This is a genomic window from Plantactinospora mayteni (assembly GCF_016862935.1).
Lineage (GTDB): Bacteria > Actinomycetota > Actinomycetes > Mycobacteriales > Micromonosporaceae > Plantactinospora > Plantactinospora mayteni.
This window is the reverse complement of sequence record NZ_BONX01000032.1, coordinates 1-22,253: the sequence shown is the minus strand read 5'-3', so window position 1 is coordinate 22,253 and position 22,253 is coordinate 1. Positions and strand designations below refer to the sequence as shown.

The 22,253-nt window shown below is 71.5% G+C and carries 25 protein-coding genes and 3 pseudogenes; 16 read left to right on the top strand and 12 right to left on the bottom strand.

The annotated features are described in order from the left end of the window. Positions 1 to 110 precede the first annotated feature (110 nt). Positions 111 to 1,289: a flavin-containing monooxygenase gene (locus Pma05_RS23185; RefSeq protein ID WP_239312921.1), complete on the bottom strand. Its 1,179-nt coding sequence runs from the start codon at positions 1,287 to 1,289 to the stop codon at positions 111 to 113. Between the two features lie 228 nt (positions 1,290 to 1,517). Between Pma05_RS23185 and Pma05_RS23180 the strand changes: the two genes are divergently transcribed. The 3 genes and pseudogenes from Pma05_RS23180 to Pma05_RS23170 all read left to right on the top strand — a co-directional run. Beyond that, complete coding sequence (locus Pma05_RS23180) at positions 1,518 to 2,933, top strand: MFS transporter (RefSeq protein WP_203859570.1); 1,416 nt, start codon at positions 1,518 to 1,520, stop codon at positions 2,931 to 2,933. Positions 2,934 to 3,228: 295 nt separating this feature from the next. Further along, positions 3,229 to 3,714, top strand: coding sequence for a hypothetical protein (locus Pma05_RS23175; protein ID WP_203859569.1), 486 nt, complete (start codon positions 3,229 to 3,231; stop codon positions 3,712 to 3,714). A 115-nt stretch (positions 3,715 to 3,829) separates the two neighbouring features. Further along, positions 3,830 to 3,997: pseudogene (locus Pma05_RS23170) on the top strand (Imm1 family immunity protein); the annotation flags it as partial. Positions 3,998 to 4,042: 45 nt separating this feature from the next. Here the strand turns inward: Pma05_RS23170 and Pma05_RS23165 are convergent. Continuing rightward, on the bottom strand, positions 4,043 to 4,231 hold the full coding sequence (locus Pma05_RS23165; RefSeq protein WP_203859567.1) for a DUF397 domain-containing protein: 189 nt from the start codon (positions 4,229 to 4,231) through the stop codon (positions 4,043 to 4,045). Positions 4,232 to 4,436: 205 nt separating this feature from the next. Between Pma05_RS23165 and Pma05_RS23160 the strand changes: the two genes are divergently transcribed. Genes Pma05_RS23160 through Pma05_RS23150 form a run of 3 tightly spaced genes read left to right on the top strand, consistent with a single transcriptional unit; the run spans position 4,437 to position 5,865 of the window. Beyond that, on the top strand, positions 4,437 to 4,682 hold the full coding sequence (locus Pma05_RS23160; protein ID WP_203859566.1) for a hypothetical protein: 246 nt from the start codon (positions 4,437 to 4,439) through the stop codon (positions 4,680 to 4,682). After that, a complete protein-coding gene (locus Pma05_RS23155; RefSeq protein WP_203859565.1) occupies positions 4,679 to 5,419 on the top strand; it encodes a DddA-like double-stranded DNA deaminase toxin in 741 nt (246 codons plus the stop codon). The genes Pma05_RS23160 and Pma05_RS23155 overlap by 4 nt, the downstream gene beginning before the upstream one ends. 2 nt (positions 5,420 to 5,421) lie before the next feature. Next, positions 5,422 to 5,865 (top strand): Imm1 family immunity protein, encoded by a 444-nt coding sequence (locus tag Pma05_RS23150; protein ID WP_203859564.1) that lies wholly within the window; start codon positions 5,422 to 5,424, stop codon positions 5,863 to 5,865. Between the two features lie 45 nt (positions 5,866 to 5,910). Here the strand turns inward: Pma05_RS23150 and Pma05_RS23145 are convergent, their stop codons facing one another. After that, entirely contained in the window at positions 5,911 to 6,099 is a 189-nt protein-coding gene (locus Pma05_RS23145) for a DUF397 domain-containing protein (protein ID WP_203859563.1), read from the bottom strand. After that, the gene (locus Pma05_RS23140) at positions 6,090 to 6,878 is read right to left on the bottom strand and encodes a helix-turn-helix domain-containing protein (protein WP_203859562.1); all 789 of its coding nucleotides are present in this window, start codon (positions 6,876 to 6,878) and stop codon (positions 6,090 to 6,092) included. Before Pma05_RS23140 ends, Pma05_RS23145 begins: the two co-directional genes overlap by 10 nt. Before the next feature lie 578 nt (positions 6,879 to 7,456). On the opposite strand from Pma05_RS23140, the gene Pma05_RS23135 reads away from it, so the two are divergent. Together Pma05_RS23135 and Pma05_RS23130 are read left to right on the top strand one after the other, a co-directional pair. Beyond that, positions 7,457 to 7,762 (top strand): hypothetical protein, encoded by a 306-nt coding sequence (locus tag Pma05_RS23135; RefSeq protein ID WP_203859561.1) that lies wholly within the window; start codon positions 7,457 to 7,459, stop codon positions 7,760 to 7,762. Between the two features lie 163 nt (positions 7,763 to 7,925). Then, entirely contained in the window at positions 7,926 to 9,344 is a 1,419-nt protein-coding gene (locus Pma05_RS23130) for a hypothetical protein (RefSeq protein WP_203859560.1), read from the top strand. 51 nt (positions 9,345 to 9,395) lie between these two features. On the opposite strand, the gene Pma05_RS23125 is transcribed toward Pma05_RS23130, so the two are convergent. Beyond that, a complete protein-coding gene (locus tag Pma05_RS23125; protein WP_203859559.1) occupies positions 9,396 to 9,785 on the bottom strand; it encodes an SH3 domain-containing protein in 390 nt (129 codons plus the stop codon). Positions 9,786 to 9,981: 196 nt separating this feature from the next. Then, complete coding sequence (locus Pma05_RS23120) at positions 9,982 to 10,881, bottom strand: sulfurtransferase (protein WP_203859558.1); 900 nt, start codon at positions 10,879 to 10,881, stop codon at positions 9,982 to 9,984. A gap of 63 nt (positions 10,882 to 10,944) precedes the next feature. Here Pma05_RS23120 and Pma05_RS23115 point away from each other — a divergent pair, with 63 nt between their 5' ends. After that, positions 10,945 to 11,556 carry a pentapeptide repeat-containing protein gene (locus Pma05_RS23115; RefSeq protein ID WP_239312919.1) on the top strand — a complete coding sequence of 204 codons (612 nt, stop codon included), beginning with the start codon at positions 10,945 to 10,947 and terminating at the stop codon, positions 11,554 to 11,556. A 54-nt stretch (positions 11,557 to 11,610) separates the two neighbouring features. Here the strand turns inward: Pma05_RS23115 and Pma05_RS23110 are convergent, their stop codons facing one another. Then, complete coding sequence (locus Pma05_RS23110) at positions 11,611 to 12,396, bottom strand: SGNH/GDSL hydrolase family protein (protein ID WP_203859557.1); 786 nt, start codon at positions 12,394 to 12,396, stop codon at positions 11,611 to 11,613. Between the two features lie 227 nt (positions 12,397 to 12,623). Here Pma05_RS23110 and Pma05_RS23105 point away from each other — a divergent pair, with 227 nt between their 5' ends. After that, on the top strand, positions 12,624 to 14,375 hold the full coding sequence (locus tag Pma05_RS23105; RefSeq protein WP_203859556.1) for a proline--tRNA ligase: 1,752 nt from the start codon (positions 12,624 to 12,626) through the stop codon (positions 14,373 to 14,375). On the opposite strand, the gene Pma05_RS23100 is transcribed toward Pma05_RS23105, so the two are convergent. Next, positions 14,372 to 14,986, bottom strand: a complete 615-nt coding sequence (locus Pma05_RS23100; RefSeq protein WP_203859555.1) for a dTDP-4-dehydrorhamnose 3,5-epimerase family protein — start codon at positions 14,984 to 14,986, stop codon at positions 14,372 to 14,374. The two genes, Pma05_RS23105 and Pma05_RS23100, sit on opposite strands and share 4 nt — an antisense overlap. Before the next feature lie 161 nt (positions 14,987 to 15,147). On the opposite strand from Pma05_RS23100, the gene Pma05_RS23095 reads away from it, so the two are divergent. Both Pma05_RS23095 and Pma05_RS23090 read left to right on the top strand, forming a co-directional pair. After that, positions 15,148 to 15,573, top strand: a complete 426-nt coding sequence (locus Pma05_RS23095) for a CBS domain-containing protein (protein WP_203859554.1) — start codon at positions 15,148 to 15,150, stop codon at positions 15,571 to 15,573. Positions 15,574 to 15,596: 23 nt separating this feature from the next. After that, the gene (locus Pma05_RS23090; protein ID WP_203859553.1) at positions 15,597 to 16,028 is read left to right on the top strand and encodes a SufE family protein; all 432 of its coding nucleotides are present in this window, start codon (positions 15,597 to 15,599) and stop codon (positions 16,026 to 16,028) included. A gap of 146 nt (positions 16,029 to 16,174) precedes the next feature. On the opposite strand, the gene Pma05_RS23085 is transcribed toward Pma05_RS23090, so the two are convergent. Then, on the bottom strand, positions 16,175 to 17,257 hold the full coding sequence (locus Pma05_RS23085; RefSeq protein WP_203859552.1) for a helix-turn-helix domain-containing protein: 1,083 nt from the start codon (positions 17,255 to 17,257) through the stop codon (positions 16,175 to 16,177). A gap of 666 nt (positions 17,258 to 17,923) precedes the next feature. Between Pma05_RS23085 and Pma05_RS23080 the strand changes: the two genes are divergently transcribed. After that, positions 17,924 to 18,247, top strand: a complete 324-nt coding sequence (locus tag Pma05_RS23080) for a hypothetical protein (RefSeq protein WP_203859551.1) — start codon at positions 17,924 to 17,926, stop codon at positions 18,245 to 18,247. On the opposite strand, the gene Pma05_RS23075 is transcribed toward Pma05_RS23080, so the two are convergent. Continuing rightward, positions 18,176 to 18,727: a YbaK/EbsC family protein gene (locus tag Pma05_RS23075; protein ID WP_203859674.1), complete on the bottom strand. Its 552-nt coding sequence runs from the start codon at positions 18,725 to 18,727 to the stop codon at positions 18,176 to 18,178. The two genes, Pma05_RS23080 and Pma05_RS23075, sit on opposite strands and share 72 nt — an antisense overlap. Positions 18,728 to 18,734: 7 nt before the next feature. Here Pma05_RS23075 and Pma05_RS43535 point away from each other — a divergent pair, with 7 nt between their 5' ends. After that, positions 18,735 to 18,869 (top strand): hypothetical protein, encoded by a 135-nt coding sequence (locus tag Pma05_RS43535; RefSeq protein ID WP_275414740.1) that lies wholly within the window; start codon positions 18,735 to 18,737, stop codon positions 18,867 to 18,869. Positions 18,870 to 18,926: 57 nt separating this feature from the next. Here the strand turns inward: Pma05_RS43535 and Pma05_RS23070 are convergent, their stop codons facing one another. Together Pma05_RS23070 and Pma05_RS23065 are read right to left on the bottom strand one after the other, a co-directional pair. Continuing rightward, on the bottom strand, positions 18,927 to 19,121 hold the full coding sequence (locus tag Pma05_RS23070) for a hypothetical protein (RefSeq protein ID WP_203859550.1): 195 nt from the start codon (positions 19,119 to 19,121) through the stop codon (positions 18,927 to 18,929). A gap of 128 nt (positions 19,122 to 19,249) precedes the next feature. Next, the gene (locus tag Pma05_RS23065; RefSeq protein ID WP_203859549.1) at positions 19,250 to 19,825 is read right to left on the bottom strand and encodes an exonuclease; all 576 of its coding nucleotides are present in this window, start codon (positions 19,823 to 19,825) and stop codon (positions 19,250 to 19,252) included. Between the two features lie 115 nt (positions 19,826 to 19,940). Here Pma05_RS23065 and soxR point away from each other — a divergent pair. Beyond that, positions 19,941 to 20,378, top strand: a pseudogene (soxR, locus tag Pma05_RS23060) (redox-sensitive transcriptional activator SoxR); the annotation flags it as partial. A gap of 321 nt (positions 20,379 to 20,699) precedes the next feature. After that, positions 20,700 to 22,253 (top strand): annotated as a pseudogene (locus Pma05_RS23055) (haloacid dehalogenase); the annotation flags it as partial.

Genomic DNA, 22,253 nt, shown 5'->3' with positions numbered 1-22,253 from the left:
CGGGGCGACGCTTGGCATTCCCGTTAGCGCCCGACGACCCGATCCCGACCCTGTGCCCGTACCCGTCCGACGGCTCGGCAGGGTTCACTGTGGTTGGCGGTTCGGCGGGTTCAGTGTGGCTGGCGGCTACGGATCTCCGCCCGCACCGCCCGACCGATGCGGCGGGCTTCGATACCGGCTTCGCGGAGCGACCCGCCGAGGGAGATCCGGTAACCCGCGAAGTACAGTCCCGGCGCCACCGCGCTGCCCCCGCTGACCCTCGGCATTCCCCGCTCGTCGAGGACGTCCAGGTGGCCGACCATCTTCTCCAGGCCACGCCGGTATCCGGTCGCGGCGATGATGACCTCGGGGGTGATCACCGACCCGTCGACCAACCGCACCTCGGCATGGTCGAAGCCCGCGACCGCGACCACGGGCCGGACCCTGCCGGACAGCACCGCGTCGATGAGGCCGACATCCTGGACCGGCGACGCGTGGTCGCGCAGGAGCCGCGTGTAGAGACCGTCCTGCGGCCGGGGCAGGCCGTGGTCGGCGAGGTCGGGCACGGTACGCGAGGCCACCCGCGCGGACAGTCGGTCCACAATGGTCGTAGGCAGACGACGCAACAGGATTCCACTGCCCTGGCTGGGCCAGCCCGCCACGTCCCGCCGGACGATGTGCGGTGGCGTCCGGACCGCGAGACGGACCCGACCCGCGCCGCCCTCGGCGAGGTCGACCGCTATCTCCGCACCCGTGTTGCCGGTTCCGACGACGAGCACGTCGCGGCCGACGTACGGCGCCAGGTTGCGGTAGTCCTTCGCGTGGCGCAACTCGCCGGTGAACGTCTCCCGGCCCTGCCACGGCGGCACGTACGGAGTGTGGTTGTATCCGGTGGCGATGACGACCGTTCCGGCCGGCAGTTCGTCGCCGCCGACGGTGCCCAGCACCCACCGCGTACCGTCCGGTCCGGTGTCGTCCCCGGTGTCGACGCGACACACCTCCGTACCGGTGCGCACGTCGAGGTCGTGGTGGGCCGCGTACTGCTCCAGATATCGGACGAGGTCGTCCCGGGCGACCCAGCGGCCGTAACTGCGCGGGATCGCCAGGCCGGGCTGGCCCGACCACCGGCGGATCGTGTGCAGGTGCAACCGGTCATAGTGGGAGCGCCAACTCGTCGCGACCGCGTCTCCGCGTTCCAGCACGGTGGCGGGCACTCCGCGTCGTCCCAGCAGGGCTGCCACGGCGAGCCCGCCGGGACCGGCGCCGATCACGTACACCGGTGCGACGCGACGCGGTCGAACGGCACCCACTGGCCAACCTCGCGTTCCTTGCTTCCTGGATCGTTCCTTGCGCTTCCTGGATTCCGGCCCCTGCCGGACCGGCCTGCCGTCGTGCTCGGCGCCCACCGTATCGGCCCCGAAGCCGCTGCGCATTCCTCCGCCTCGATGGGTCGGGTCCGACACCCGGATGGCCGGTGTCCGACGGCTTGACTCTCCACCTGTTGACTCTCCACCTGGTCGAGCCAGCAGGGTGCGCGGATGAGTTCCTGGCCACGGTACGGCAGCTTCTGGACACTGTGGACGGCGGCGGTGTTCTCCCGACTCGGCGACGCGCTGCGGGTCCCCGCCCTGGCCCTGCTGGCCGCGTCACTGAGCCGGGACCCGCGCGCCGTCGCGGCGGTGGTGGTCGCAGGGCAGCTTCCACCGCTGCTGTTCGGCCTGGTCGGCGGCGTCTACGCCGACCGGTGGGACCGGCGGCGCACCATGGCCACAGTGGACGGGCTGCGGGCCGTCCTGGTCGCCGGCTTCGCACTGCTGGTCGCCACCGGCGACGCCGGGATCGGCACGCTCCTCGGCTGCGCCTTCCTGCTCGCCAGCCTCGGTGTCGCGTTCGACGCTGCCGCGTTCGCGGTACTGCCCGACATCGTCCCCGCCGACCGACTGGCCACGGCGAACGGCCGGCTCCAGGCGGGTACGGCGGTGGCCGGTGGATTCGTCGGCGCCCCACTGGCCGGGGTGCTCTTCGCGCTGGCGGCGGCCCTGCCGTTCGCCGTCGACGCGGCAACGTTCGCCGTCGCCGCCCTGCTGGCACTGACCCTGCGACCGTCGACGTCGGCCACCCCGGGCAGGCCGCCGCTGGGTTCGCCCCGCAGCGCGGCGAAGTCGCGGCCGCCCGGCTGCTCGTCAGGATCTGCCGGCGTTCTTCCGGATCGACGACCCGGTGGCTCATCACCGGCCAGGCCCGACAGCCTGGCTCTGCCCTCCGCCGCTGGTGATCGACCTGCTGTCGGCTCGCCCGGGAGAGCACGTGCACCAGGTGCATCGGTGGCCGGTCGCCGGGTGCACCGGATGCGGCGGATCTGGCGGGAGTCCGGGGACGGGCTGCGCTGGATCTGGCGGGACGGCACGCTGCGCCTGATCACCGGTCTGACCGTGGTCACCAACCTGGCCACCAGCGGCCTGATCGCGGTCACCGTGCTCTACGCACTGGAGGTGCTGGGGGTGCCCGCCGCCGGTTACGGGCTCTTCATGTCGGCGGCGATCGTCGGCGCGCTGGCGGGTGGACTCTGCGCGGGCCGGGTCGCCGCCCGGCTCGGCACCCTGCCTGCCCTACGCTGGGTGCTGGTCGCCGAGACGTTGGCGGTGGCCACGCTGGCGGTGGCCCGACATCCGGTGCCGGGCGCCATCGCACTCGCCGTCTTCTCCGCCGGCACCGCGACCTGGAACGCGCTCTGGTCGGCGTACGGGCAGCGGAACGTCCCCGCCGAACTGCTCGGCCGGGTCGGCGGCGCCCAGCGTACGGTCGGATCGCTGGCCGCCCCGGTCGGCGCGATCGGTGCCGGCCTCCTCGGCTCCGCCGCCGGCCTGCCCTCGGTGTCGTACGCCGCCACCGCCGTCTTCGCCCTCGTCACCGTCGCCTCGTGGCCCGCTCTCCGCAACCGGGCAACCCGTTAGGTCTCCGCTGACGTAGGGCTTCCCGGGCGGTGTGACAGATTCGTGGCCATCACGGGGCGGCGGCGATACCACAGATCACACCCGCCCCACCGAGCCGGGCGCGTTCGGGGCTTGTATCGCGTGACTGGGCACCGTGCACACCCCGCGGAGGAATCTGAGCATCGTGCACGGTAGCTCCGGCAGGATGCCGCGTCATACCGTGCTCCCTGTCCTGATGGAGATCAGCATTTCCATGAGCGACTAGCCGGTTGGATCGACATCGACGAAAGCGGGAAAAGGCATGCGAAGAGCTTCGATGAAGGTGACTGCCGCCCTACTGCTCGGCGCCGTGGTGGCCACGGTGACCGGTGCCGTCCCGGCCAGCGCGGCCAACGTGCGGTACCGAGCAGCCAAATCCTGCTTCGTCGACGGACGGGAGTTCCGCGCCGACATCCACACCTACGGCAAGCCGACCCAACCGAACACGTGGACCGAGGTCCAGCTCTGGGGATACAAGATCGAGTCCGCCGGCGGAGACACCCGCAACAGCGACGTCATCGCCGCGCTGGCGTACTGGAACGGCAACGCCTGGCAGCATTTCCAGGGGATCGGCTGGGTCGAGAACGGCATCGAGGACAACGCTTATCACAATGGCCCCTTCGAGACCGGCCGCCCGATGGAGATCGGCTACCGGTCCGACGGCAAGCCCGTCTCGGTCCAGATCCAGGTGTGGTTCGACGGCAACTCCAGCAAGATGTGCAGCGTCCACCTCAGGCCATACGACCTCGAATGGATCGGCTAGCCCGCCCCTGACACCCCAGCACCAGGGTGCCCGTCGCATGATGGGCACCCGGTACTACAAGCCCGCCGTGTCTTGAAAAGGGCCACAGCCGTGGTAGTAGAGCACCCCGAGCAGGCACGACCAGGTGTTCTACTACCACGCGGGCAGCGAGCGGGACTTCCCGCACGATTCGGAGATCCCGCTCGACCTCATCCGGCAGACCGCTCAGGAGTTCCTGGTCGCAGGCGGGAAGCGTCCCACCTGCGTCTGCGGACAACGGATGCCGCCACCCGACCTCACATAACATGTCGCGCCGCTCGTCGGCGGCGTGCCGATGCGGTGCGAGCGGTCAGCGGGTGGCGACGCCCCGGACGAACGAGCGCCACGCCTGCGGTGCGAAGGTGAGCGCGGGCCCGCTCGGGTCCTTGCTGTCCCGCACCCCGACGACCTCCGGCAGGTTGTCCGCCACCTCCACGCACGCACCGCTGGCTCCGTTGCTGCGGGTGCTCTTGCGCCAGGCCGCCCCGGTCAGGTCCATTTCTCCTCCACTGCCAATATCAACTCCTAGGCACGTACGACATCGATTTTGCGGCATATGCAGAGGCGCGGTAAAGGACACAACTGCATCCAGCCACCTCGATAGAGTTGTCTGACTGGCACGTCAGAACGTTCCCCACAGCTCAACCCGCACAGTTGGCACTTCCGGCACCAACCGGGCCGGAACCCTTCCGCGAGGATGATCTATGGCGACGCTCCGCAAGGAATGCGAGGATATCCTCGACCGGTTGCCTACCTCCGCGCTCGCCCGGACGGCAACCGAATTGCAGGCGACCAGCCAACAGTTGGCCGCCGTCCTGCATGGCACCGATCACGACAGTGCCCGCGACGCAGTGCGGGAGGTGGACGCGGCGGTGGCCGCACTCGTCGAGGCGGTTCAACGACTCAGCCGCTCCGCTTCGGTCGGTCGCCGGTTCGCGGAGTCACTGTGATCGGGGCGATCATGAGCGAACTGCGTCGCGCGCTGGCCGCACTGCCCATCAGGACGCTGGTCGGCGTCCGGCAGGAGATCCAGACCAGCTACCTCCGCTGGCACCGGACCACGAGAGGGTCGGCGAGGCAGGAGCCACTCGACGCGCTGACCGAGATGCGCCTGGCCCGCAGGCTGGTCGACGAGGCGATTCAGCGGCTACGGGCGGCCGGCGAGGGCATCGAGACGTACGCGAGCCGCATCGACGGGCGGCCCGCGCAGCCGCTACCCGCGCAGACGGATCATCGCAGCGCGAGCAGTTCGTCGCATCCACCGGCCGATCCACCGGGCTTCGACCCGGTCCCCTACCTGCCACCGGCCGCACCGCCGCGTACCCGGGGTGGCACCTACACCAAGACTCGCGGCAACTACGTGCGCGGGAATCGGGTCGAGGAGTTGGTGAGCGGCGAACACGACGACTATTCGACGCAGGTGGACCAGCACGCCCGCCGGCTTGGCCTCGTTGAGTCGGGCGAGGGGTTACGGACAGCCGGCGACGTGGAGCTGCGGTTTGCCATGCGGATGCACGAGGAAAAGATCGACTCGGCGACGATCCTGCTCAACCGAGCACCCTGTAAAGGACGGCTCGGCTGCGACAGCCTGCTGAGTCGATTCCTGCCACCACGCGCGACGTTGACCGTCTACTGGCCCGATCCGGAGACGACCTATCGGTACAAGACCTACCGGGGAGTTGAGTAGGGATGACGGGCGAGGTGACCGCGTACTACCTACACGAGCACGGCGACGGGCCGGTCGTGATCCGGACTCCTGGCGAGATGGACCGGCTGATCGACGACCTGTTGGCGCAGCCCTTCGACAACAGCGTCTGCACGATGTATTCCTCGGCCCGCCCCGACCGGGCGAACGGCTTCCCCGATCACGAGTTCGCGGTCGCCGTCAACATGGAGGACGCCGTCGGCGGCCTCTGGTTCAACGGCGACGGCGCGAACTGGTACACGCTGGGCGCCCCGAGCAGGCACGCCCAGGTCTTCTACTACTACATGGAGAGCGAGCGGGACTTTCCGCACGACTCAGAGATTCCACTCGACCTGGTCCGGCGGGCCGCTCAGGAGTTCCTGGTCACCGGCGGGCAGCGTCCCACCTGCGTCTCCTGGCGCCGGATGCCGCCGTCCGACCTCGCGTGACACGCCGCGTCGCTCGTCGCTGGCGGCATGGTCAGTGCGGGCGGGTCAGCGGGCGGCGACGCCCCGGACGAACAACCGCCACGCCTGCGGTGCGAAGGTGAGCGCGGGCCCGTGCGGGTCCTTACTGTCCCGCACCCCGACGACCTCCGGCAGGTTGTCCGCCACCTCCACACAGTTGCCGCTGTGCCCGTTGCTGCGGGTGCTCTTGCGCCAGGTTGCCCCGGTCAGATCCATCTCTCCGCCGCTTCCAATATCAACTTGGAGGACTGCTGGTGTGGCAGTGCCTCGCTTCGGACGACCTCCCACGCCTTGCCCATCGACACTACGTCCGACGGTTCCTGCACCACCACACCCGTCAGGTAGTTGTCCAGAAAGGCGAGGTTCTCGTCGCCAGGAAGGGTGGCGACCACGAAGGGTCCAGTCAGCCCGGCATAGGCGCCGACCGAGGTGGGCACGACCTGCAACCGGACGTGCGGCATCTCGGCTACCACCTTTGTCAGGTGCATCAACTGGTCGCGCATCACTGCCGGGCCGCCGACGGGCCGGTGCAGCAGCCCTTCGTCCAGCACGGCGATGAGCTGCGGCGGCTTCTCCGAGCCGAGCAGCGCCTTCCGCTCCATCCGAGCGGTGACCCGAGTAGTAATCTCGTCGGCGCTCAGCACGCCAGTTCCGGCGAAAACAGCCCGTGCATACGCTTCGGTCTGTAGCAGGGCCGGGATGAGGGCGTACTCGTACCAGCGGAGGGTTTCGGCCTTTCGCTCGATCTCGATCCACTCCCGCAGCCAGCTCGGCTCGCTGTCCAGGCTGAGCTTGATGAGCATCCGCTCGAAGAGCCCGCCCGTCGCCAAGGCACGGTCGGCACCCTGGACGAACTCCCGGGTCAGCGCCCGAGTGCCGTTCTCCACCGCACTCACGTGTGACGCGGAGAAGTTGGCGACCCGGCCGAAGGCGTCCTGGGTCTGGTTGGCGACCACCCGGGCCCGCCGGATCTCGTCGGCGATAAACGCGATCATGGATTGCTGAAGCGCCGTCAACATTTCAGTCCCCTCGAACAATTGATCAACTATTCAGTGCTACTCAATGCAGCCCAGGACGGATCGCCGAAGCGCCGGTTAATCGCAACGGCGATCGACGCCTAACGAATTTAGGGGATAGCCGTCCAGAGTGGAAGGCAGCGGGACCGCTCGGGGTCGGAATAGGACGGGCGGAACCGGGCGGGGTCGTTCCGTCCGCCATCGGAACGACCCCGCATCCAGTTCGCAACGGGAGAACGAGAAGAAAGGATGATCAATGTCCAGACGCCATCGCCTACCCTTTCGGCATTACCGTGCCTGGTACTTCCTCTGGATCTTCTGTTCCTGCGGTCGCCGCTGGCGCTGCCCGCGTAGCATCCCGACACCGCGCCGGCTCGGGCCACCGCCGGCCCCTCGTCCGGCGCTGGTCCGGGTCCCGCCGGACCCGCCACCACCACCGGCCCGTGCCCGACACACCAACAGCCACCCGACCTGGGAGACGCCCATCCGAACCGGACACCACCAGCACCGGGCCGGGCGCACCCGACAGGTCGAGTACCGGTGACCGGGAAACCCCGATGTACGGCCCGCACGCGCGGTTCCGCCCGCACACACCCGCACGCCCGTCGTTCCGGTGCCGAACCTGCGGCGCGCCCTGGCCGTGCCAACCCGCCCGGCTCAGCCTGCTGCGCGCCTACCGCAACGACCGGATCGGACTGCTGGTCTACCTCGCCAGCCAACTCCAACGCGCGCTACAGGACCTGCCCACCACCGACCCCCGCGAACTCGCCGCCCGGATCGTCTACTGGCTCCCCGCTCCCGCTGAAAAGCCACCCACAACCCGGGACCACCAAGATTCTTGGAGAGTTATGGCGAGCTGCTAACCCCAAGTCGCCAAGAATCTTGAAAACCGCCCCAGCGGGGCGGCGGCGGGGCGGGGCGACGGTGGGGCGACGGTGGGGCGACGGCGCGGAGGGGAGAGGGCGGAGGGGGCGGCGGGGGCGTGGCGGGGCGGAACCGGCGGCGGGCGTCATGCCTCTACCGGGCATGACGACGACGAGGCGTGACGTGTTGCGGCTGACCGGCGCGCTGCTGGCCGGGACCGCCGGGATCGGGGCGGTCGCGGCCAGCGCCGGCTGCCAGTTCCGATCCGGTGACGGGGACGACGGGGACGGCGACCGGGCCGACCAGGAGGCCACCCGCCGCAAGCTGGGTGCGGCTGAGGCGCTGGTGGTGGAGTTGGCCGACGGCAAGCTGGCGGTGGTCGACGCGGCGACCGGGCGGATGCTGGTCCAGCCCGCCCTGGCGGTGATCAGCGGTGACGGCCGCCGGCTGGTCCGGGTCGAGCGCCCGGACGGGGGTACCCGGTTGACGAGTCATCGGCTGCCGGACGGCGCGGCGGTCAGCGCCGGTACCCTGACCGGCGCGCTCGCGGTCCGCACCACGTCGGCCGACGGCGACCTGGTGGCACTCGCCGACGATGTTGGGCCGGGGCACACGCCCTACCGGCCGGGGCCACGGGAGCGGACGACGATCGTGGTCGCCGACGGGGCTGGCCAACGCCGTCGGCTGGACCTGCCCGGCAATCTCGAACCGGAGGCGTTCGACGCGTCCCGCACGTCACTGTTCGTGCTCGACTACCTGCCGCCGACCGCGCCGGACCGCTATCGGGTCCGGGTCGTCGATCTCGCGTCCGGGCAGGTGCAGCCGTTGCTGACCCGGGTCAAGGCGGTCGTGCCGGCCGGTGCCGAGGAGGAGATGCGCGGCGAGGGCCGGCAGGCGGTGTACGACTCGCGGCGCAGCCGGCTGTTCACCCTCTACACCCACCAGCCGGACCACGTACACACCCGGGACCGGATTGCCGCAGCCGCAGCCGCAGCCGGCCAGGACGCCGCCGGGGCCCGGGACGACGCTCCGCACGTGCACGCCTTCGTGCACACCCTCGACCTGACCGAACGCTGGGCGTACTGCGTCGACCTGCCGGCGCCGTTCGGTGAGCGGCCGGCGGCCGGGCACACGATCGCGTTGAGCCCGGACGGCGGCCGGCTCTACGTGGCGGACACCAGCTCCGGCGCACTGGCCACGATCGATCCCGAGGGGTTGACCGTGCTGGACAGTGTCCGGTTCGACGCGCTGGCCGGCACCACCGGGCCGGGCGACGCCGTACCGGCCACCGCCGCCGTACCGGCCACCGCCGCCGCGAGCTTCGACGCCGCCGGGACGCTGCTGGTCGGGGCCGGCCGCGAGGTGGCCGGGATGGCGGCCACCTCGGGCGGGGGCACGGTGCCGCGCTGGTCCACCCCGGCCGAGGTACGCGGACTCGCCGGCCCGCCCGACGGCTCCCGGCTGTACGTCGGCCAGCCCGACGCCGTACTCCGGGTCGACCCCGGCACCGGGGCGGTACGGCACCGTATCGACGTACCCGGGTTGGTGGCTCTGCGCCACGTCGTCGCCACCGAATCCTAGTTCGTCGGCGAACCGCCCCTGCGGGCTGTTGACCAGCGACGGCGTCCGGGTTTACCGCCCTGGAACGCAGCTCACCAGGCTCAGGTACGCGGTTGCCACCCAGCCACTCTTGCCGTGCCGAGAGCTGTACACCAGGTGGAAGCCGTTCTGGTTCTCCTCCCAGTGCCCGTTCACGCGGTCACCACGGTAGAGCAGGCCCAGCACGGTCGACGTGTTGTTGGGCTGAGTCCGGAGCCGGACCCCGTCACCGGTGACCTCGTAGGTGCACATCTGAAGAATCTGGACCGGATCCTGGGCCGTGGCTGAGGCCGTCGTCGTGGTCGTCGTCGTGGCCTTGGTCGTGGTCGTGGTCGGCTGCGCCGTCGCCGGTGCGGCGCCGACGAGGAACATCCCGGCGGCAGCGACGAGTACGATCGCCGGCTTGACAGGGGTGATCTTCATCTTCTCTCCAACTCCTGTGTTCAGGCGGACGCGACAACCCGACGGGACACGTCAGGTTGGTGGTTTTCCGGACCACCAGCGCGTTCCGGGAGAAAGCTAGAGATCTTGTCTTTCAAACAGCTTTCACGAGCGACTCGTTCCCCCGACGCCGACTTGTGGCGCCAGGCCCGGCGCTCACCTGCGCCGGACCGGGTAGCTAGCCGAGGCCGCCCGGCTGGTCGCCCTTGACCACAGGTGCCCGGACCAGGTTGCCCCACTCGGTCCACGAGCCGTCGTAGTTGCGCACCCTCGGGTAGCCGAGCAGGTGCCGCAGCACGAACCAGGTGTGGCTGGACCGCTCGCCGATCCGGCAGTACGCGATCACGTCGTCGTCCGGCGACAACCCGAGCTGGTCGGCGTAGATCGCCCGCAGCTCGTCGGGGCCCTTGAAGGTGCCGTCGTCGTTCGCCGCCGACTTCCACGGCTTGCTCAGCGCGCCCGGGATGTGCCCGCCGCGCAGCGCACCCTCCTGCGGGTATTCCGGCATGTGCGTCAGCTCCCCGGTGTACTCCTTCGGAGAGCGGACGTCGACCAGCGGCCGGGCCGCCGCGATGTGCGCCAGCACCTGGTCCCGGTACGCCCGGATCGGCGCGTCGTCCCGCTGCGGCGTCGGATAGCCCGCCGGAGGCCGCTCGGTCCGCTCCCGGGTCAGCTCCCGCCCCTCGGCGACCCACTTCTGCCGGCCGCCGTCGAGCAGCCGCACATCAGGATGGCCGAAGAGGGTGAAGACCCAGAGCGCGTACGTGGCCCACCAGTTGAAGTTGTCGCCGTAGAAGACGATCGTGTCGTCCCGGCCGATCCCCTTGGCCGCGCAGAGCCGGGCGAACGACTCGGCGTCGAGGTAGTCCCGGGTCACCTGGTCGTTGAGTTCCAGGTGCCAGTCGACCTTGACCGCGCCGGGGATGTGCCCGGTCTCGTAGAGCAGCACGTCCTCGTCCGACTCGATCACCACCAGCCCGCGCTGGCCCAGGTGCTCGGCCAGCCACTCGGTGGTGACCAGGCGCTCCGGGTCGGCGTAGCCCTGGAGGCTGGGCGCGGGATCGCTCGGGATCGGCATGATCTCCACCGTACGCCGGGCGCCTGCTGGAGGAGGCCGGCTCTCTTCGGTTAGCGTCGTCACGTGACCGAGCCGACCCAAACGGGCGTGCGACACGAGGGTCGGACCTTCCGACGCGACGACTGGTACGGCGACGAGCTCGTCGAACACGAGTACGTCGACTGCGAGTTCTTCGACGTCGACCTGACCGAGGCGACCCTGGACCGGGTCAGCTTCACCAACTGCGTCTTCGGCAACGTACGGTTCAACGCCTCCCGGCACACCGACTCGGCGTACCTGCGCTGCACCTTCACCCGGTGCAACTTCTTCGAGGCCGAGTTCGCCGGCTGCAAGCTGGTCGGCAGTACGTTCGTCGACTCGGCGGTCCGGCCGCTCACCGTACTCGGCGGGGACTGGTCGTTCGTCGGTCTCTCCGGCGCCGACCTGCGCGGGGTGACGATCCAGGGGGTACGGATGCGCGAGGCGGACCTGACCGGCGCGAACTGCACCGACGCGATCCTGACCAACGTCGACCTCTCCGGCGCGCAACTGCGCGCGGCCCGGTTCGTCCGGTGCGACCTGCGCGGCAGCGATCTCAGCACGCTCGACCCGACCACCGTCGAACGCTCCGGCGCGATCGTCGACGCCACCCAGACAATCGTGCTCGCCCAGGCCCTCGGCTTCCAGGTCGGCTGACCACCTAGCCAGGAAGGCCGACCGCCTCGCTTCGAGATTCAGTCCACGGAGGGGTCAGTCCACGAAGGGCCGTCGCTGGGCGTACGGCGCCAGCAGCGGGCGCTTGGCGGTGATGGTGTCGCCGGACGACCGGCCGGTGAGTCGGCGCCTGATCCAGGGTGCGAAGTGCTGCCCCACCCAGCGCAGGTCGGCGCCCCGGGCCGCCAGCCACGGCGTCGGCGCCGGCCGGGGCGGCACCACCAGCCAGCCCTCGTCCGGCGCCACGCCGAGGGTGGCCAGTACCCGGCCGGCGACCCGGCGGTGTCCGGCCGCCGACAGGTGCAGCCGGTCGGGGCTCCAGAGCACCGGGTTGAGGAACACCTCGTCGCCGTAGAGGTCCACCAGCTTCGCCCCGTGCCGCTCCGCCGTCTCGCCAACCGCCCGGTTCAACATCGCCACCCGGGGCGCGACGAGCCGCTGCCCGGGGAGCCGGGACATCACGTCGGCGAACCGGAACAGCAGCACGTCCGCCCCGGCGGCCCGGAACTCGGCGACCACCTGGTCGAAGCGCGCGACCAGAGCCTCCGGGTCGAAGTTGCGGCGCAGTACGTCGTTGCCGCCGGCCGCGAAACTGACCAGGTCGGGGCGCATCTCCAGCGCGGCGGGCACCTGCTCGGCCACGATGTTGCCGAACAGCCGGCCCCTGATCGCCAGGTTGGCGTACCCGAAATCCGGCCCGGCCTCGGCTGCCAGCGTCGCGGCCACCAGGTCGGCCCAACCCCGGAAACTGCCGTCCGGGTACGCGTCGTCCAGTCCCTCGGTGAAGCTGTCGCCCACCGCCACGAAGTTGCGCCAGCGCATGTCGCGCCTCCCCTGCACTACTTCCGACTCCCACCGGTGCCGGCCCCCGCCGGCCCGGGCAAGTCTTCCAGCCGGCACCCGTCCCGGGTACGCCCGCCGGGCGAAGGTGACCGGCACCGCACGCCCGGATCCGGCCACCCGGATCGGGCTCGGATCGGTACGACACCCGCTCCGACCGACCAGACAATCCGGATGCTTCGTCCCCGTACCGGGTCTAGGCTGCCCGGATGCTGCTACGGATGTCCACGCTGTTTCTGCGTACGCTGCGCGAGGACCCGGCCGACGCGGAGGTGCCGAGCCATCGGCTGCTGGTCCGGGCCGGTTACATCCGTCGCGCCGCCCCGGGCGGCTACACCTGGCTGCCGCTCGGCCGACTGGTGCTGGACCGGGTCACCGAGGTGGTCCGGGCGGAGATGGTCGCGATCGGCGGCCAGGAGGTGCTCTTCCCGGCTCTGCTGCCCCGGGAGCCGTACGAGACGACCGGCCGGTGGACCGAGTACGGCGAGGACATCTTCACCCTGAAGGATCGGCGGGGCGCCGACTATCTGCTCGGTCCGACCCACGAGGAGATGGCCGCGCTGCTGGTCCGGGACACCTTCACCTCGTACCGCGACTTCCCGGTCTCGATCTTCCAGGTGCAGACGAAGTACCGCGACGAGGCGCGCCCCCGGGCCGGGCTGCTGCGCACGCGCGAGTTCCTGATGAAGGACTCCTACTCGTTCGACCTGGACCGGGCCGGGCTGGCGGCGGCGTACGACCGGCACCGGGCGGCGTACCAGCGGATCTTCGACCGGCTCGGGTTGGCGTACACGATCGTGGCGGCGACCTCCGGCGCGATGGGCGGCTCGGCCTCGGAGGAGTTCCTCGCCACCACCCCGGTCGGCGAGGACACCTTCGTCGGCTGTACGGCCTGCGACTACGCCGCCAACACCGAGGCGGTGACCACCCCGCCGGCCTCGGCCGGCGACCCGCACGCCCACCCTCCGGCGCAGGGGCACGACACCCCGGAGACGCCGACCATCGAGTCCCTGGTCGCGCTCGCCAACGACCGGCAGCTCACCGGCCGGACCGACTGGACGGCCGCCGACACCCTGAAGAACGTCGTGGTCGAGCTGCGCCGGCCCGGCTTGGACGAGCCGGAGCTGCTGGTCATCGGCATACCGGGGGACCGCGAGGTCGATCTCAAGCGGCTCGCCGCAGTGCTGAGCCCAGCCACCGTGTCGATGTTCGACGGCTTCGCCGACCGGCCCGAGCTGGTCCGGGGCTACATCGGCCCGCAACTGCTGGCCAAGCTCGGCATCCGCTATCTGGTCGATCCCCGGGTGGCGCCGGGCACGGCCTGGCTGACCGGCGCCAACGAGCCGGGTCGGCACGCCACCGACGTGGTCTGCGGGCGGGACTTCACCCCGGACGGGACGATCGAGGCGGCCGAGGTCCGGGCCGGCGACCGCTGTCCGGCCTGCCGGCCGGGAGTGCTGACGATCCGCCGGGGCGTCGAGATCGGGCACGTCTTCCAGCTCGGCCGCCGCTACACCGACGCGTTCCGGGTCGACGTGCTGGGTCAGGACGGCAAACCGGTCCGGCTGACGATGGGCTGCTACGGCATCGGGGTGTCCCGGGCGGTGGCGGCAATCGCCGAGCAGCACCACGACGAGCGGGGACTGGTCTGGCCGGCGGCGGTGGCGCCGTGCGACGTACACCTGGTGGCGGCCGGGAAGGGGCCGCAGGCGGAGGCGGCGCTGGAGCTCGGCGGGCAGCTCGCCGGGCGTGGCCTGCGGGTGCTGGTCGACGATCGGACGCACGTCTCGGCCGGGGTCAAGTTCGCCGACGCCGAGCTGATCGGCATCCCGCGCGCCGTCGTGGTCGGCCGCCGCTGGGCCGACGGGTACGTCGAACTGCGCGACCGCGCCACCGGCGAGCGCACCGAACTGTCGGCGCCGGAGCTGCTGGCGCGGCTGACCGGTCCAGCGGCCGGCTAACCGCTGACCCGGCCTGCCCGCAATGCCTGGTAGAGCCGCTGGCACTCGTCGTACCGGGGCAGCAGGTCGGCGGCGCGCAGCTCGGCCAGGCTCGGCGCGCTGGCGTCGCGCTCGGAGAGGATCGGGTCGAGGTCGGCCGGCCAGGGCAGCGCCAACTCCGGGTCCCGGACGTGCACGATCCGCTCCCGGGCCGGGGCGTACCGGGCGGAGCAGAGGTAGCTGACGGTGCTGTCGTCCTCCAACGCGACGAAGGCGTGGCCGAGCCCCTCGGGCAGATAGACGGCACGGTTGTCGATGGTGTCCAGCCGAGTCACCTCGTACCGGCCGAAGGTCGGCGAACCGACCCGCAGGTCGACCATCATGTCGAGTACGGCGCCGCGCGGGCAGTAGACGTACTTGGCCTGGCCGATCGGCACGTCGGCCCAGTGCACACCCCGGATGACGCCCCGCCGGGAGACACTCTGGTTGGCCTGTGCCACCGACAACTCAAAGCCGAGCGCGTCGGCAAAGACCTCCGCGTCGTACCAGACGACGAGCCGGCCCCGGTCGTCGGAGAACTGCTGCGGAAGGAACTCCCAGGCGCCGGAAACGGACAGCTCGGTGGCCTTCACTCGCACCTCACAGAGTCGCTCGGATCATCCGGCTTATCGGGGCCAACCGCACCATACCGTCCAACAACCGAGAGTGGCCGATCGGAAACCCGACAGGGTGTTAGCGTGCCGGCCAGGGGGTAGCAGGTGCTATCGGGAAACCGGGGGTACGGAGGAACATCGTGACCGAGGTCAGAGTCCGCGACGTCATGACCAGGAGGATCGTCTATCTGCCCGCGGCCACCACCCTGGACGAGGCCGCCCGGGCCATGCGGGACGCCGACATCGGCGACGTGGTGGTGACGGACGGGTCGAGCCTGTTCGGCATGGTGACCGACCGGGACATCGTGATCCGGGCCGTCGCCGAGGGCCGGGACGCCCGGCGGACCACCATCGGCTCGGTGACCCCCCGGGACATCGTGATGATCGAACAGAACTCCACCGCCGCCGAGGCCGCGACCCTGATGCGGGACCGGTCCGTACGCCGGATCCTGGTCTGCGACAACGACCGGCAACTGGTCGGCATCGTCTCCCTGGGCGACCTGGCGCCACGCCTGGACCCGTCGTCGGCGCTCAGCAAGGTCAGCGAGGCCAGCCCGCGCCGGTGAGGCACCTCGGTAACCTGGGGCCCATGCCGCAGTCGATGCCACCGAAGCTCGCCGAGATCGTGGCGGAGTTCGCCGCCGCACCCCGGGACGTGGTCCTCGAAATGCTGCTGGAGTTCTCCGACGCGGTGCCGCCGCTGCCGGCGGAGTTGACCGGCCACGCCGGGATGGAGCAGGTCCCGGAGTGCCAGACCGCATTCTTCCTGCGTGCCGAGGTGGCCGCCGACCGCACCGTCACCACCTGGTTCGACTGCCCGCCGGAGGCGCCCACCACCCGGGCCTTCGCCGGGATCCTGGCCGAGGGACTGGCCGGGGCGAGCGCCGACCAGGTGCTGGCCGTACCGGACGACCTCTACCAGCGGATGGGGCTGGCCCAGGCGATCAGCCCCTTGCGGGTACGCGGCGGCAACGCCGTCCTGGCCCGGCTCAAGCGACAGGTCCGGGAGCAGCTCGACTGAGCCAACCGACGGCGGTCGCGGGGTCGGGGTCGGAGTCGGGGTCGGGCTCGACGAGGGCCGCGCCGGGCCGAAACCCAAGGCCGGGCAACGTTTCACGTGCAACAGTATCGACAGGTGTCGCTCTGCTGCCGTCAGCGGCGGCACTGTCAGAGCACCGCTCCGGCCGCCCGTTCCACCTCGGCCAGCATCAGCCGCAACGACAGGCTGTGCCGCTCGGGTGGCAACCGGTCGAGCGCCCGCCGGGCGTAGCCGAGGCCGCCGGCCGCGTCTCCGGCGGAGGCCATCATCAGCCCCCGGTGCAGTTCGATGTGGGTGGCGAACCGGGGCAGGGTGTCCGGCCGGGTCCGGTCCGCCGCGTCCTGTGCGGCCACCGCCCCGGGGTGGCCGAGCCGGGACAGCAGCATCGACTCGAAGGTGTGGAACCGCCACTGCGGCACCGCGAAGTCGGAGATCTGCTCCGAACTGCCGGCCGTGTCGAAGACCCGGCGGGCGTCGTCCAACCTGGCCAGACCGGTGCCGGTCTCGCCCCGGCAGGCGGCGACGTGCGCCTGCGCGGCCAGCGCGTTCAACCGGCCCAGGGTCGGCCGGTCGGAGAGCGCGACGGCCTGCTCGGCGAGGCGGGCGGCGACCGGCAGGTGCGCCCCCTCGTACGCCAGCGCCAGGGCGGCCCGGCCGCGTACCCAGACCCGGGTCGCCAGGTCACCGGAGCGATCCGCCGCGACCGCGGCCATCTCGTACGACCGGATCGCTCCCCGGCCACCGTCGTTTCCGGGCAGGGTCTTGCCGTGCACCGTCATCAACCGGGCGGCGACCCCCCACAGGTGTGGACTGTCCAGCTCCTGTTGCAGTACCACGAGGTCGGCGGCGAGCCGGGCCTGCACCTGTGCGGCACCGAGCGACATGTAGTCCTGCCCGTACGCCTCGGCCCGGGCAACCCACTCGTCGACGTCCCGCCGTGGCCCGATGGCGGCGGCGAACCCGTGCTGGACCAGCTCGGCCACGGCAGAGGAGGCAACGACGGTCGCGGCGAGCGCGAGGGCACCTCTACGGTTCACGCTGTCTCCCAACACCCGCTCGTAGGCGAGGACCAGGTCCAGGGTGGCCGGCCGCTTGCCGAGCTCGACGTTGCACAGATGGCTCTTGCTGTAGTTGGTGCGGGCCGCCATCTGGGTCAGGGTGACCTGGGCGTCCGTACGTGCCACCCTCAGCCTTGCGCCGACGTGATCCATCCGTCTACCGCCTGTGCGCTCCGGAAAACACCTGAAAACCGCGCCTACTATCGGTAGTTCTCTGGTTACGAGAACGTGGGGATGTGGATCGCTCCAGTTCAATGTGGCACCGGTCAATGTTTTACCGCTTCCGGGCGCAGAACGTAAGCCTGGGATGACCTCGGGATCGGTGCCGGGACGGAAGTTCCACGGCCCGCGGGTATGACACGGCTCGACCTCATCGGCCTCCAGGTCGGCTCGTGATCGGTCCGCGCGGTGCCGGGGCGCGTACCCGCTGTCTTCCCCCTGGGAGGCGGGCAGCGCCCCACCGGGTGCGGCGGTCGTGCCGGCGACCGCCGCACCTCCCGGCAACCCTTTTCAACCTTCCCTTGCGGACCCGCCGTGGCCCCAGGTGTGAGCCGGGCGCCCGCACCGCGCGGTTCAGGTGGAAAAGCCTTCACTCATCGTGAGAGAACACGGGCCGCGCCACGACGGCCCTTGCCCTATCCGTAAACCGCCGGGTTGCCGCCCACTGGCGACGGCACGCGTCTTATTGAGAAATGGTGAACGATCAATTCGTACCCGCACAGCCGGTTGCCAATGTGGTAGACATCGACGGTTGCGCTGGCCCCTCGGCGGGGTGACCGGCGGCGAGCCGGTCGGCGGGGGCGAAGGAGAGTGTCCCGGATGAGCGAGACGACGCTGTGCCTGCCGTGCGCGCTCGCCCTGCGCCCGCCGGTGACCGAGCCGCCGCACCACTGCCCCGGGCAGGTACGCCTGGTCTCCGGCACCGGTCAGGTCCGGGTGGTCCTCTGCGGATGCCGGATCTGCTGGCCGGACCGCGCGACCGGATCGTCAGAGCGGCAGTTGACCGGCCGATCGAGCCGATCCTCGGCCGACCTCCCGGACGACTCGTCAGCCGACCTCCCGGGCGACTCGTCAGCCGACCTCGCGGGCGAGTCCCTCGACGACCTCGGCGTTCGGCAGGAGCCCGAGGGCGGCGCCGGGTAGCGCGATCTTGCTGTGCCGGACGCCGGACCCGACGATCACGTACGGCGTGCCGACCACCCGTGAGTCGACCAGGATCGGCCACGAGCCGGGCAACCCGATCGGGGTGATGCCGCCGTACTCCATGCTGGTCAGCTCGACGGCCTCGGCCATCGGGGCGAAGCTCGCCTTGCGTACGTCGAGGTGGCGGCGGACCACCCCGTTCACGTCGGCCCGGGTGGTGGCCAGTACGACGCAGGCCGCGTACCGGACCGTGCCCTCCCGCTTGCCGGCCACCACCACGCAGTTCGCCGACACGTCCAGCCCGACGTCGTAGGCCGCGCAGAAGGCGGCGGTGTCGGCCAGGGTGGCGTCGATCGGCGCGACCAGGATGTCGTCGACGCCGACCGGGGAGTCGGCGGGCCAGCGGTGCAGGGCCTCGGTCACCGGCGGCGCGAGCAGATCCTGGCGGGTCCGGGCCGGCTCCGTCTTCAGCGTTCCCATCACGCCCGTGATCCTCGCACCGACCGCACCGGCCGAGCACACCGACCGCGATCCGGGGGCGCCTCGGCTGCGGCCGAGACCCGTCGACCGCAGCCGGGGTCGCGGCGACCTCGACCGCAGCCGGGACGGCGAGGGCGAGTGAGGAGTGCCGAGCGACGGCGGAGTGCCGGGCGAAAGATGCAGTGCCGGGCGGAGGCGGTCAGCTACCGGCGAGGAAGGCGTTGTCCGGTACCAGGGTGCGCTCCCGGAGCCGGTCCAGTTCGGGCGCCTGGGCGGCCCGCTCCCGCCGCAGTTCGACATCCTCGATCGCGTGCCGGACGGCGAACCGGACCACGCCGTAGAGGAAGACGAAGCCGCAGACGTAGAACATCGCGGCCAGAGCCATGTAGATCATGCGTTCGAGGCTAGGCGCCAAATCTGGAAATTTTTCGCGTACTGGGCGCGGGTCGCCCGGTCGGGTGGCGAGGGGCGAGGGGCGAGGGGCGAGGGGCGAGGGGCGAGGCGCCGACCCCGGCGCGCGGATCAGTCGGACCGGGTGGACGGCTCCGGTGCCGGGTGCCGCAGTACGGCGTCGAAGACCTGGGCCAGCTCCGCCGCGTCCTCGCCCGCGTGGTGGGTGTGCGGGATCCCGGTCAGGCCGAGCGCGTGCTTGATCTTGCCTTTGTGCGTACCGACCCACTCGGCACCGGTCCGCCCCATCCAGTAGCTGCGCAGGTCCACCCCGGAGCCGGTCGCCCCGAACGGACTCCGGCCGGTGAACCGGACGAAGTACCAGTGCACGAACATCCCGTCCCAGACGGCGGGAGCGGCCAGGAAGACCGGCCGGCCCTGCTTGCGCAGCCCGTTCACCCACCTGGCCGCGGCGGCCATCGCCACCTCAGCCGGCGGCGCCTCGCGGAGCAGGCGTTCCCGGTCCAGCCCGGAGACGGCCAGCGCCTGCGGCACGAACTCGTCGGAGATCGGGCGCAGCTCGGTGTAGAAGGCCAGCTCGGGCCGCCCGGCCACCGCCATGCCCAACGAGATCATGCTGTACGGCCCGGGGATCGGCCCGTCCGCCTCGACGTCGACCGCGACGTACAGCTCCGGAAGATCAGCCACGGGATCAGCTTGCGGTGCGGTGCCGACCCGGTCCACCGAATTCCGCCCCGCCGGCCCGGCTGCGGGGTACGCCACACCTGAACATTAGTTGAGCTATTCGGGATACCCTCGACCGGTGACCGAACCCGCACACACTCTCACCGTGGGACAGCTCGCCGAGCGCAGTGGTGTCGCCGTCTCGGCCCTGCACTTCTACGAGGCCAAGGGGCTGATCACCAGTACCCGGACCAGCGGCAACCAGCGCCGCTACGGCCGCGACATCCTGCGCCGGGTCGCCTTCGTCCGGTTCGCCCAGCGGGTCGGCGTGCCGCTGGCCCAGATCCGGGAGGCCCTGGCCAGCCTCCCCGAGGAGCGCACACCGACCCGGGCGGACTGGGCCCGACTGTCGGCGAACTGGCGCGGCCAGCTCGACGAGCGGATCGTCGCCCTGCAACGGCTCCGCGACGACCTCGCCGACTGCATCGGCTGCGGCTGCCTGTCGCTGGACCGGTGCGCGCTCTCCAATCCCGACGACGTGATGGCCAGCACCGGGCCGGGGCCGCGCCACCTGCTCGCCGGCCTCACCGGGCCGGCAGCCGCGCCCGAAAGTCCGGCGGACGACCGGTCCGGTGACTGCGGCGGACCGGACGTCTGCACCCCGGACGGCTCGGCCGATCCCGCCCTGGCCGGGGTCTGACGGCAGGGAGATTTAACGCCGGAAGAGGGCATAGGGCCGCGCCGACCGGGAACGCAGGGCCGATCTACGGCTCTGGGAGGGCGAGATGCGGTACCCGAGTGCGGCCAGCGACAGCCGTCCCGCCATCCTGGCCACCCTGGTCGCGCCGACCGTACCCGACTCGGGGCGCAGCGGCCGGCCGGCCGGCGGCTCCGGTCGATGACGCCACTCGGGCTGCGACTTCCCGGCGTGGACCTGCGCCGCGTCCACCTGCCCGCCCTGCCCGAAGCCCTGTCGCCGCGCAGCGTGCCGCAGCTCGTCGCCGGAGTCGCGCAGAACGCCGAGTCGATGGTGACCCGGGCGGCCCGGGCCGCCGGACTCAAGCGCCGTGCGGTCTGGTCCCGGCCCGGCCGGCACCACATCGAGGTGCACGGAATCGCCCAGCCCGGCGGCGAACGGCTGGCCGCGCAGATCGAACGGGCGCTGGAGGAGCTGCCCGGGGTCGAGTGGGCCCGGGTGAACGCCCCCTCCGGGCGGGTGGTGGTGGCGGTCGGTACGCCCGCGCCCCGCGTACGGGAGCTGATCGCGGTGATCGGCGCGGTGGAGCGTACCGACGGACGGGACCGCGACCCGGACTGCGCGGAACCGCATCCCCCGGAGGAGGGCCCACGGACCCGGCGGGCGATGACCCGGATCGCGACGGACGCGTTCGGGCTCGGCCTCTCGGCGGCGGTGCGGATCCTGCCGTTCACCCGGGCACCGGGCGAACTCGCCGGCCTGCTGCGCGCGGTGGACCTGCACCCGAGGCTGCACGCGCTGGCCGGACGGGGGCTACGCGGCGACCATCGGGCCGACTCCTGGCTGCCGCTCGCCACCGTACTGGCGCAGGGCCTGACCGGCGGCTGGGCCGGGATCCTGCTCGACGGCGCCCAACGGGTGCTGCAATGGGGCGAGGCCCGGGCCCAGTTGGCCGCCTGGGAACAGGCCGAACCGCTGCTGGCCGGTACTCCGGAACGGGCCGGGGCGGCACCGCCGAGGGACGAGCGACCGCGCCCGAAGCCGGACGGCCCGGTCGAGCGGTACCTGGCCCGGGTACTGGAGTCCGGCACCGTCGCCGGGGCCGCCCTGCTCTCCCTGGCCGGCCGTAAGCGGGCCGCCTCACTGGCCCTGGCCAGCATCCCGAGCGCCGCCGTCGCCGGCCGGGAGGGGTACGCTGCCCGGCTCGGCTGGCTGCTCGCCCGCCGGGGCGTGATCGCCATGGACCGTACGGTGCTGCGCGAACTGGAGCGCCTCGACGTGCTGGTACTGGACGCCGCCGCGCTGCGTTCCGCCCGGGGCGCCCTCACCGACCTGGTACCACTGCCCGACGCCGACGCCGAGCAGGTGGCGGCCCGGGCATTCGACCTCTTCGACCCGGAAACCCCGGACCGGGTACGCGACGCCGACGGCTGGACCCTCGGCCCGCTCGACGCGCTGCGGCTGCCCGACGGGGTGGGCGCCGAGCAGGTAGACCGGCTCCGCCCGGACGGTGGCACCCTGCTCGGGCTGACCGCCGACGGCCGGCTCACCGCGGTGGTACGGGTGGCCGCCGAGCCCGCCCCCGGCATCGACGCGCTACCTGCGGCGGCCCGGCGGGCCGGACTGCGCCTGCTGATCGCCGACGACCGCGACGGCGCCGACGTCGGCGGCAACGGCAACGGCAACGGCAACGGCAACTCCAACGGCAACGGCAACGGCAACGGCAACGGCAACGGCAACGGCAACGGCAACTCC

Excerpts from the sequence above, each read along its gene's own strand:
- Pma05_RS23175 (WP_203859569.1), top strand. The coding sequence starts at position 3,229 with ATGAAGGTGACTGCCGCCCTACTGCTCGGCGCCGTGGTGGCCACGGTG.
- Pma05_RS23105 (WP_203859556.1), top strand. The coding sequence starts at position 12,624 with ATGCTGCTACGGATGTCCACGCTGTTTCTGCGTACGCTGCGCGAGGAC.
- Pma05_RS23125 (WP_203859559.1), bottom strand. The coding sequence starts at position 9,785 with ATGAAGATCACCCCTGTCAAGCCGGCGATCGTACTCGTCGCTGCCGCC.
- Pma05_RS23160 (WP_203859566.1), top strand. The coding sequence starts at position 4,437 with ATGGCGACGCTCCGCAAGGAATGCGAGGATATCCTCGACCGGTTGCCT.
- Pma05_RS23070 (WP_203859550.1), bottom strand. The coding sequence starts at position 19,121 with ATGATCTACATGGCTCTGGCCGCGATGTTCTACGTCTGCGGCTTCGTC.
- Pma05_RS23090 (WP_203859553.1), top strand. The coding sequence starts at position 15,597 with ATGCCGCAGTCGATGCCACCGAAGCTCGCCGAGATCGTGGCGGAGTTC.
- Pma05_RS23120 (WP_203859558.1), bottom strand. The coding sequence starts at position 10,881 with ATGCCGATCCCGAGCGATCCCGCGCCCAGCCTCCAGGGCTACGCCGAC.
- Pma05_RS23145 (WP_203859563.1), bottom strand. The coding sequence starts at position 6,099 with ATGGATCTGACCGGGGCAACCTGGCGCAAGAGCACCCGCAGCAACGGG.
- Pma05_RS23135 (WP_203859561.1), top strand. The coding sequence starts at position 7,457 with ATGTACGGCCCGCACGCGCGGTTCCGCCCGCACACACCCGCACGCCCG.
- Pma05_RS23085 (WP_203859552.1), bottom strand. The coding sequence starts at position 17,257 with ATGGATCACGTCGGCGCAAGGCTGAGGGTGGCACGTACGGACGCCCAG.
- Pma05_RS23140 (WP_203859562.1), bottom strand. The coding sequence starts at position 6,878 with ATGATCGCGTTTATCGCCGACGAGATCCGGCGGGCCCGGGTGGTCGCC.
- Pma05_RS23130 (WP_203859560.1), top strand. The coding sequence starts at position 7,926 with ATGACGACGACGAGGCGTGACGTGTTGCGGCTGACCGGCGCGCTGCTG.
- Pma05_RS23180 (WP_203859570.1), top strand. The coding sequence starts at position 1,518 with ATGAGTTCCTGGCCACGGTACGGCAGCTTCTGGACACTGTGGACGGCG.
- Pma05_RS23075 (WP_203859674.1), bottom strand. The coding sequence starts at position 18,727 with ATGGGAACGCTGAAGACGGAGCCGGCCCGGACCCGCCAGGATCTGCTC.
- Pma05_RS23165 (WP_203859567.1), bottom strand. The coding sequence starts at position 4,231 with ATGGACCTGACCGGGGCGGCCTGGCGCAAGAGCACCCGCAGCAACGGA.
- Pma05_RS23110 (WP_203859557.1), bottom strand. The coding sequence starts at position 12,396 with ATGCGCTGGCGCAACTTCGTGGCGGTGGGCGACAGCTTCACCGAGGGA.
- Pma05_RS23150 (WP_203859564.1), top strand. The coding sequence starts at position 5,422 with ATGACGGGCGAGGTGACCGCGTACTACCTACACGAGCACGGCGACGGG.
- Pma05_RS23080 (WP_203859551.1), top strand. The coding sequence starts at position 17,924 with ATGAGCGAGACGACGCTGTGCCTGCCGTGCGCGCTCGCCCTGCGCCCG.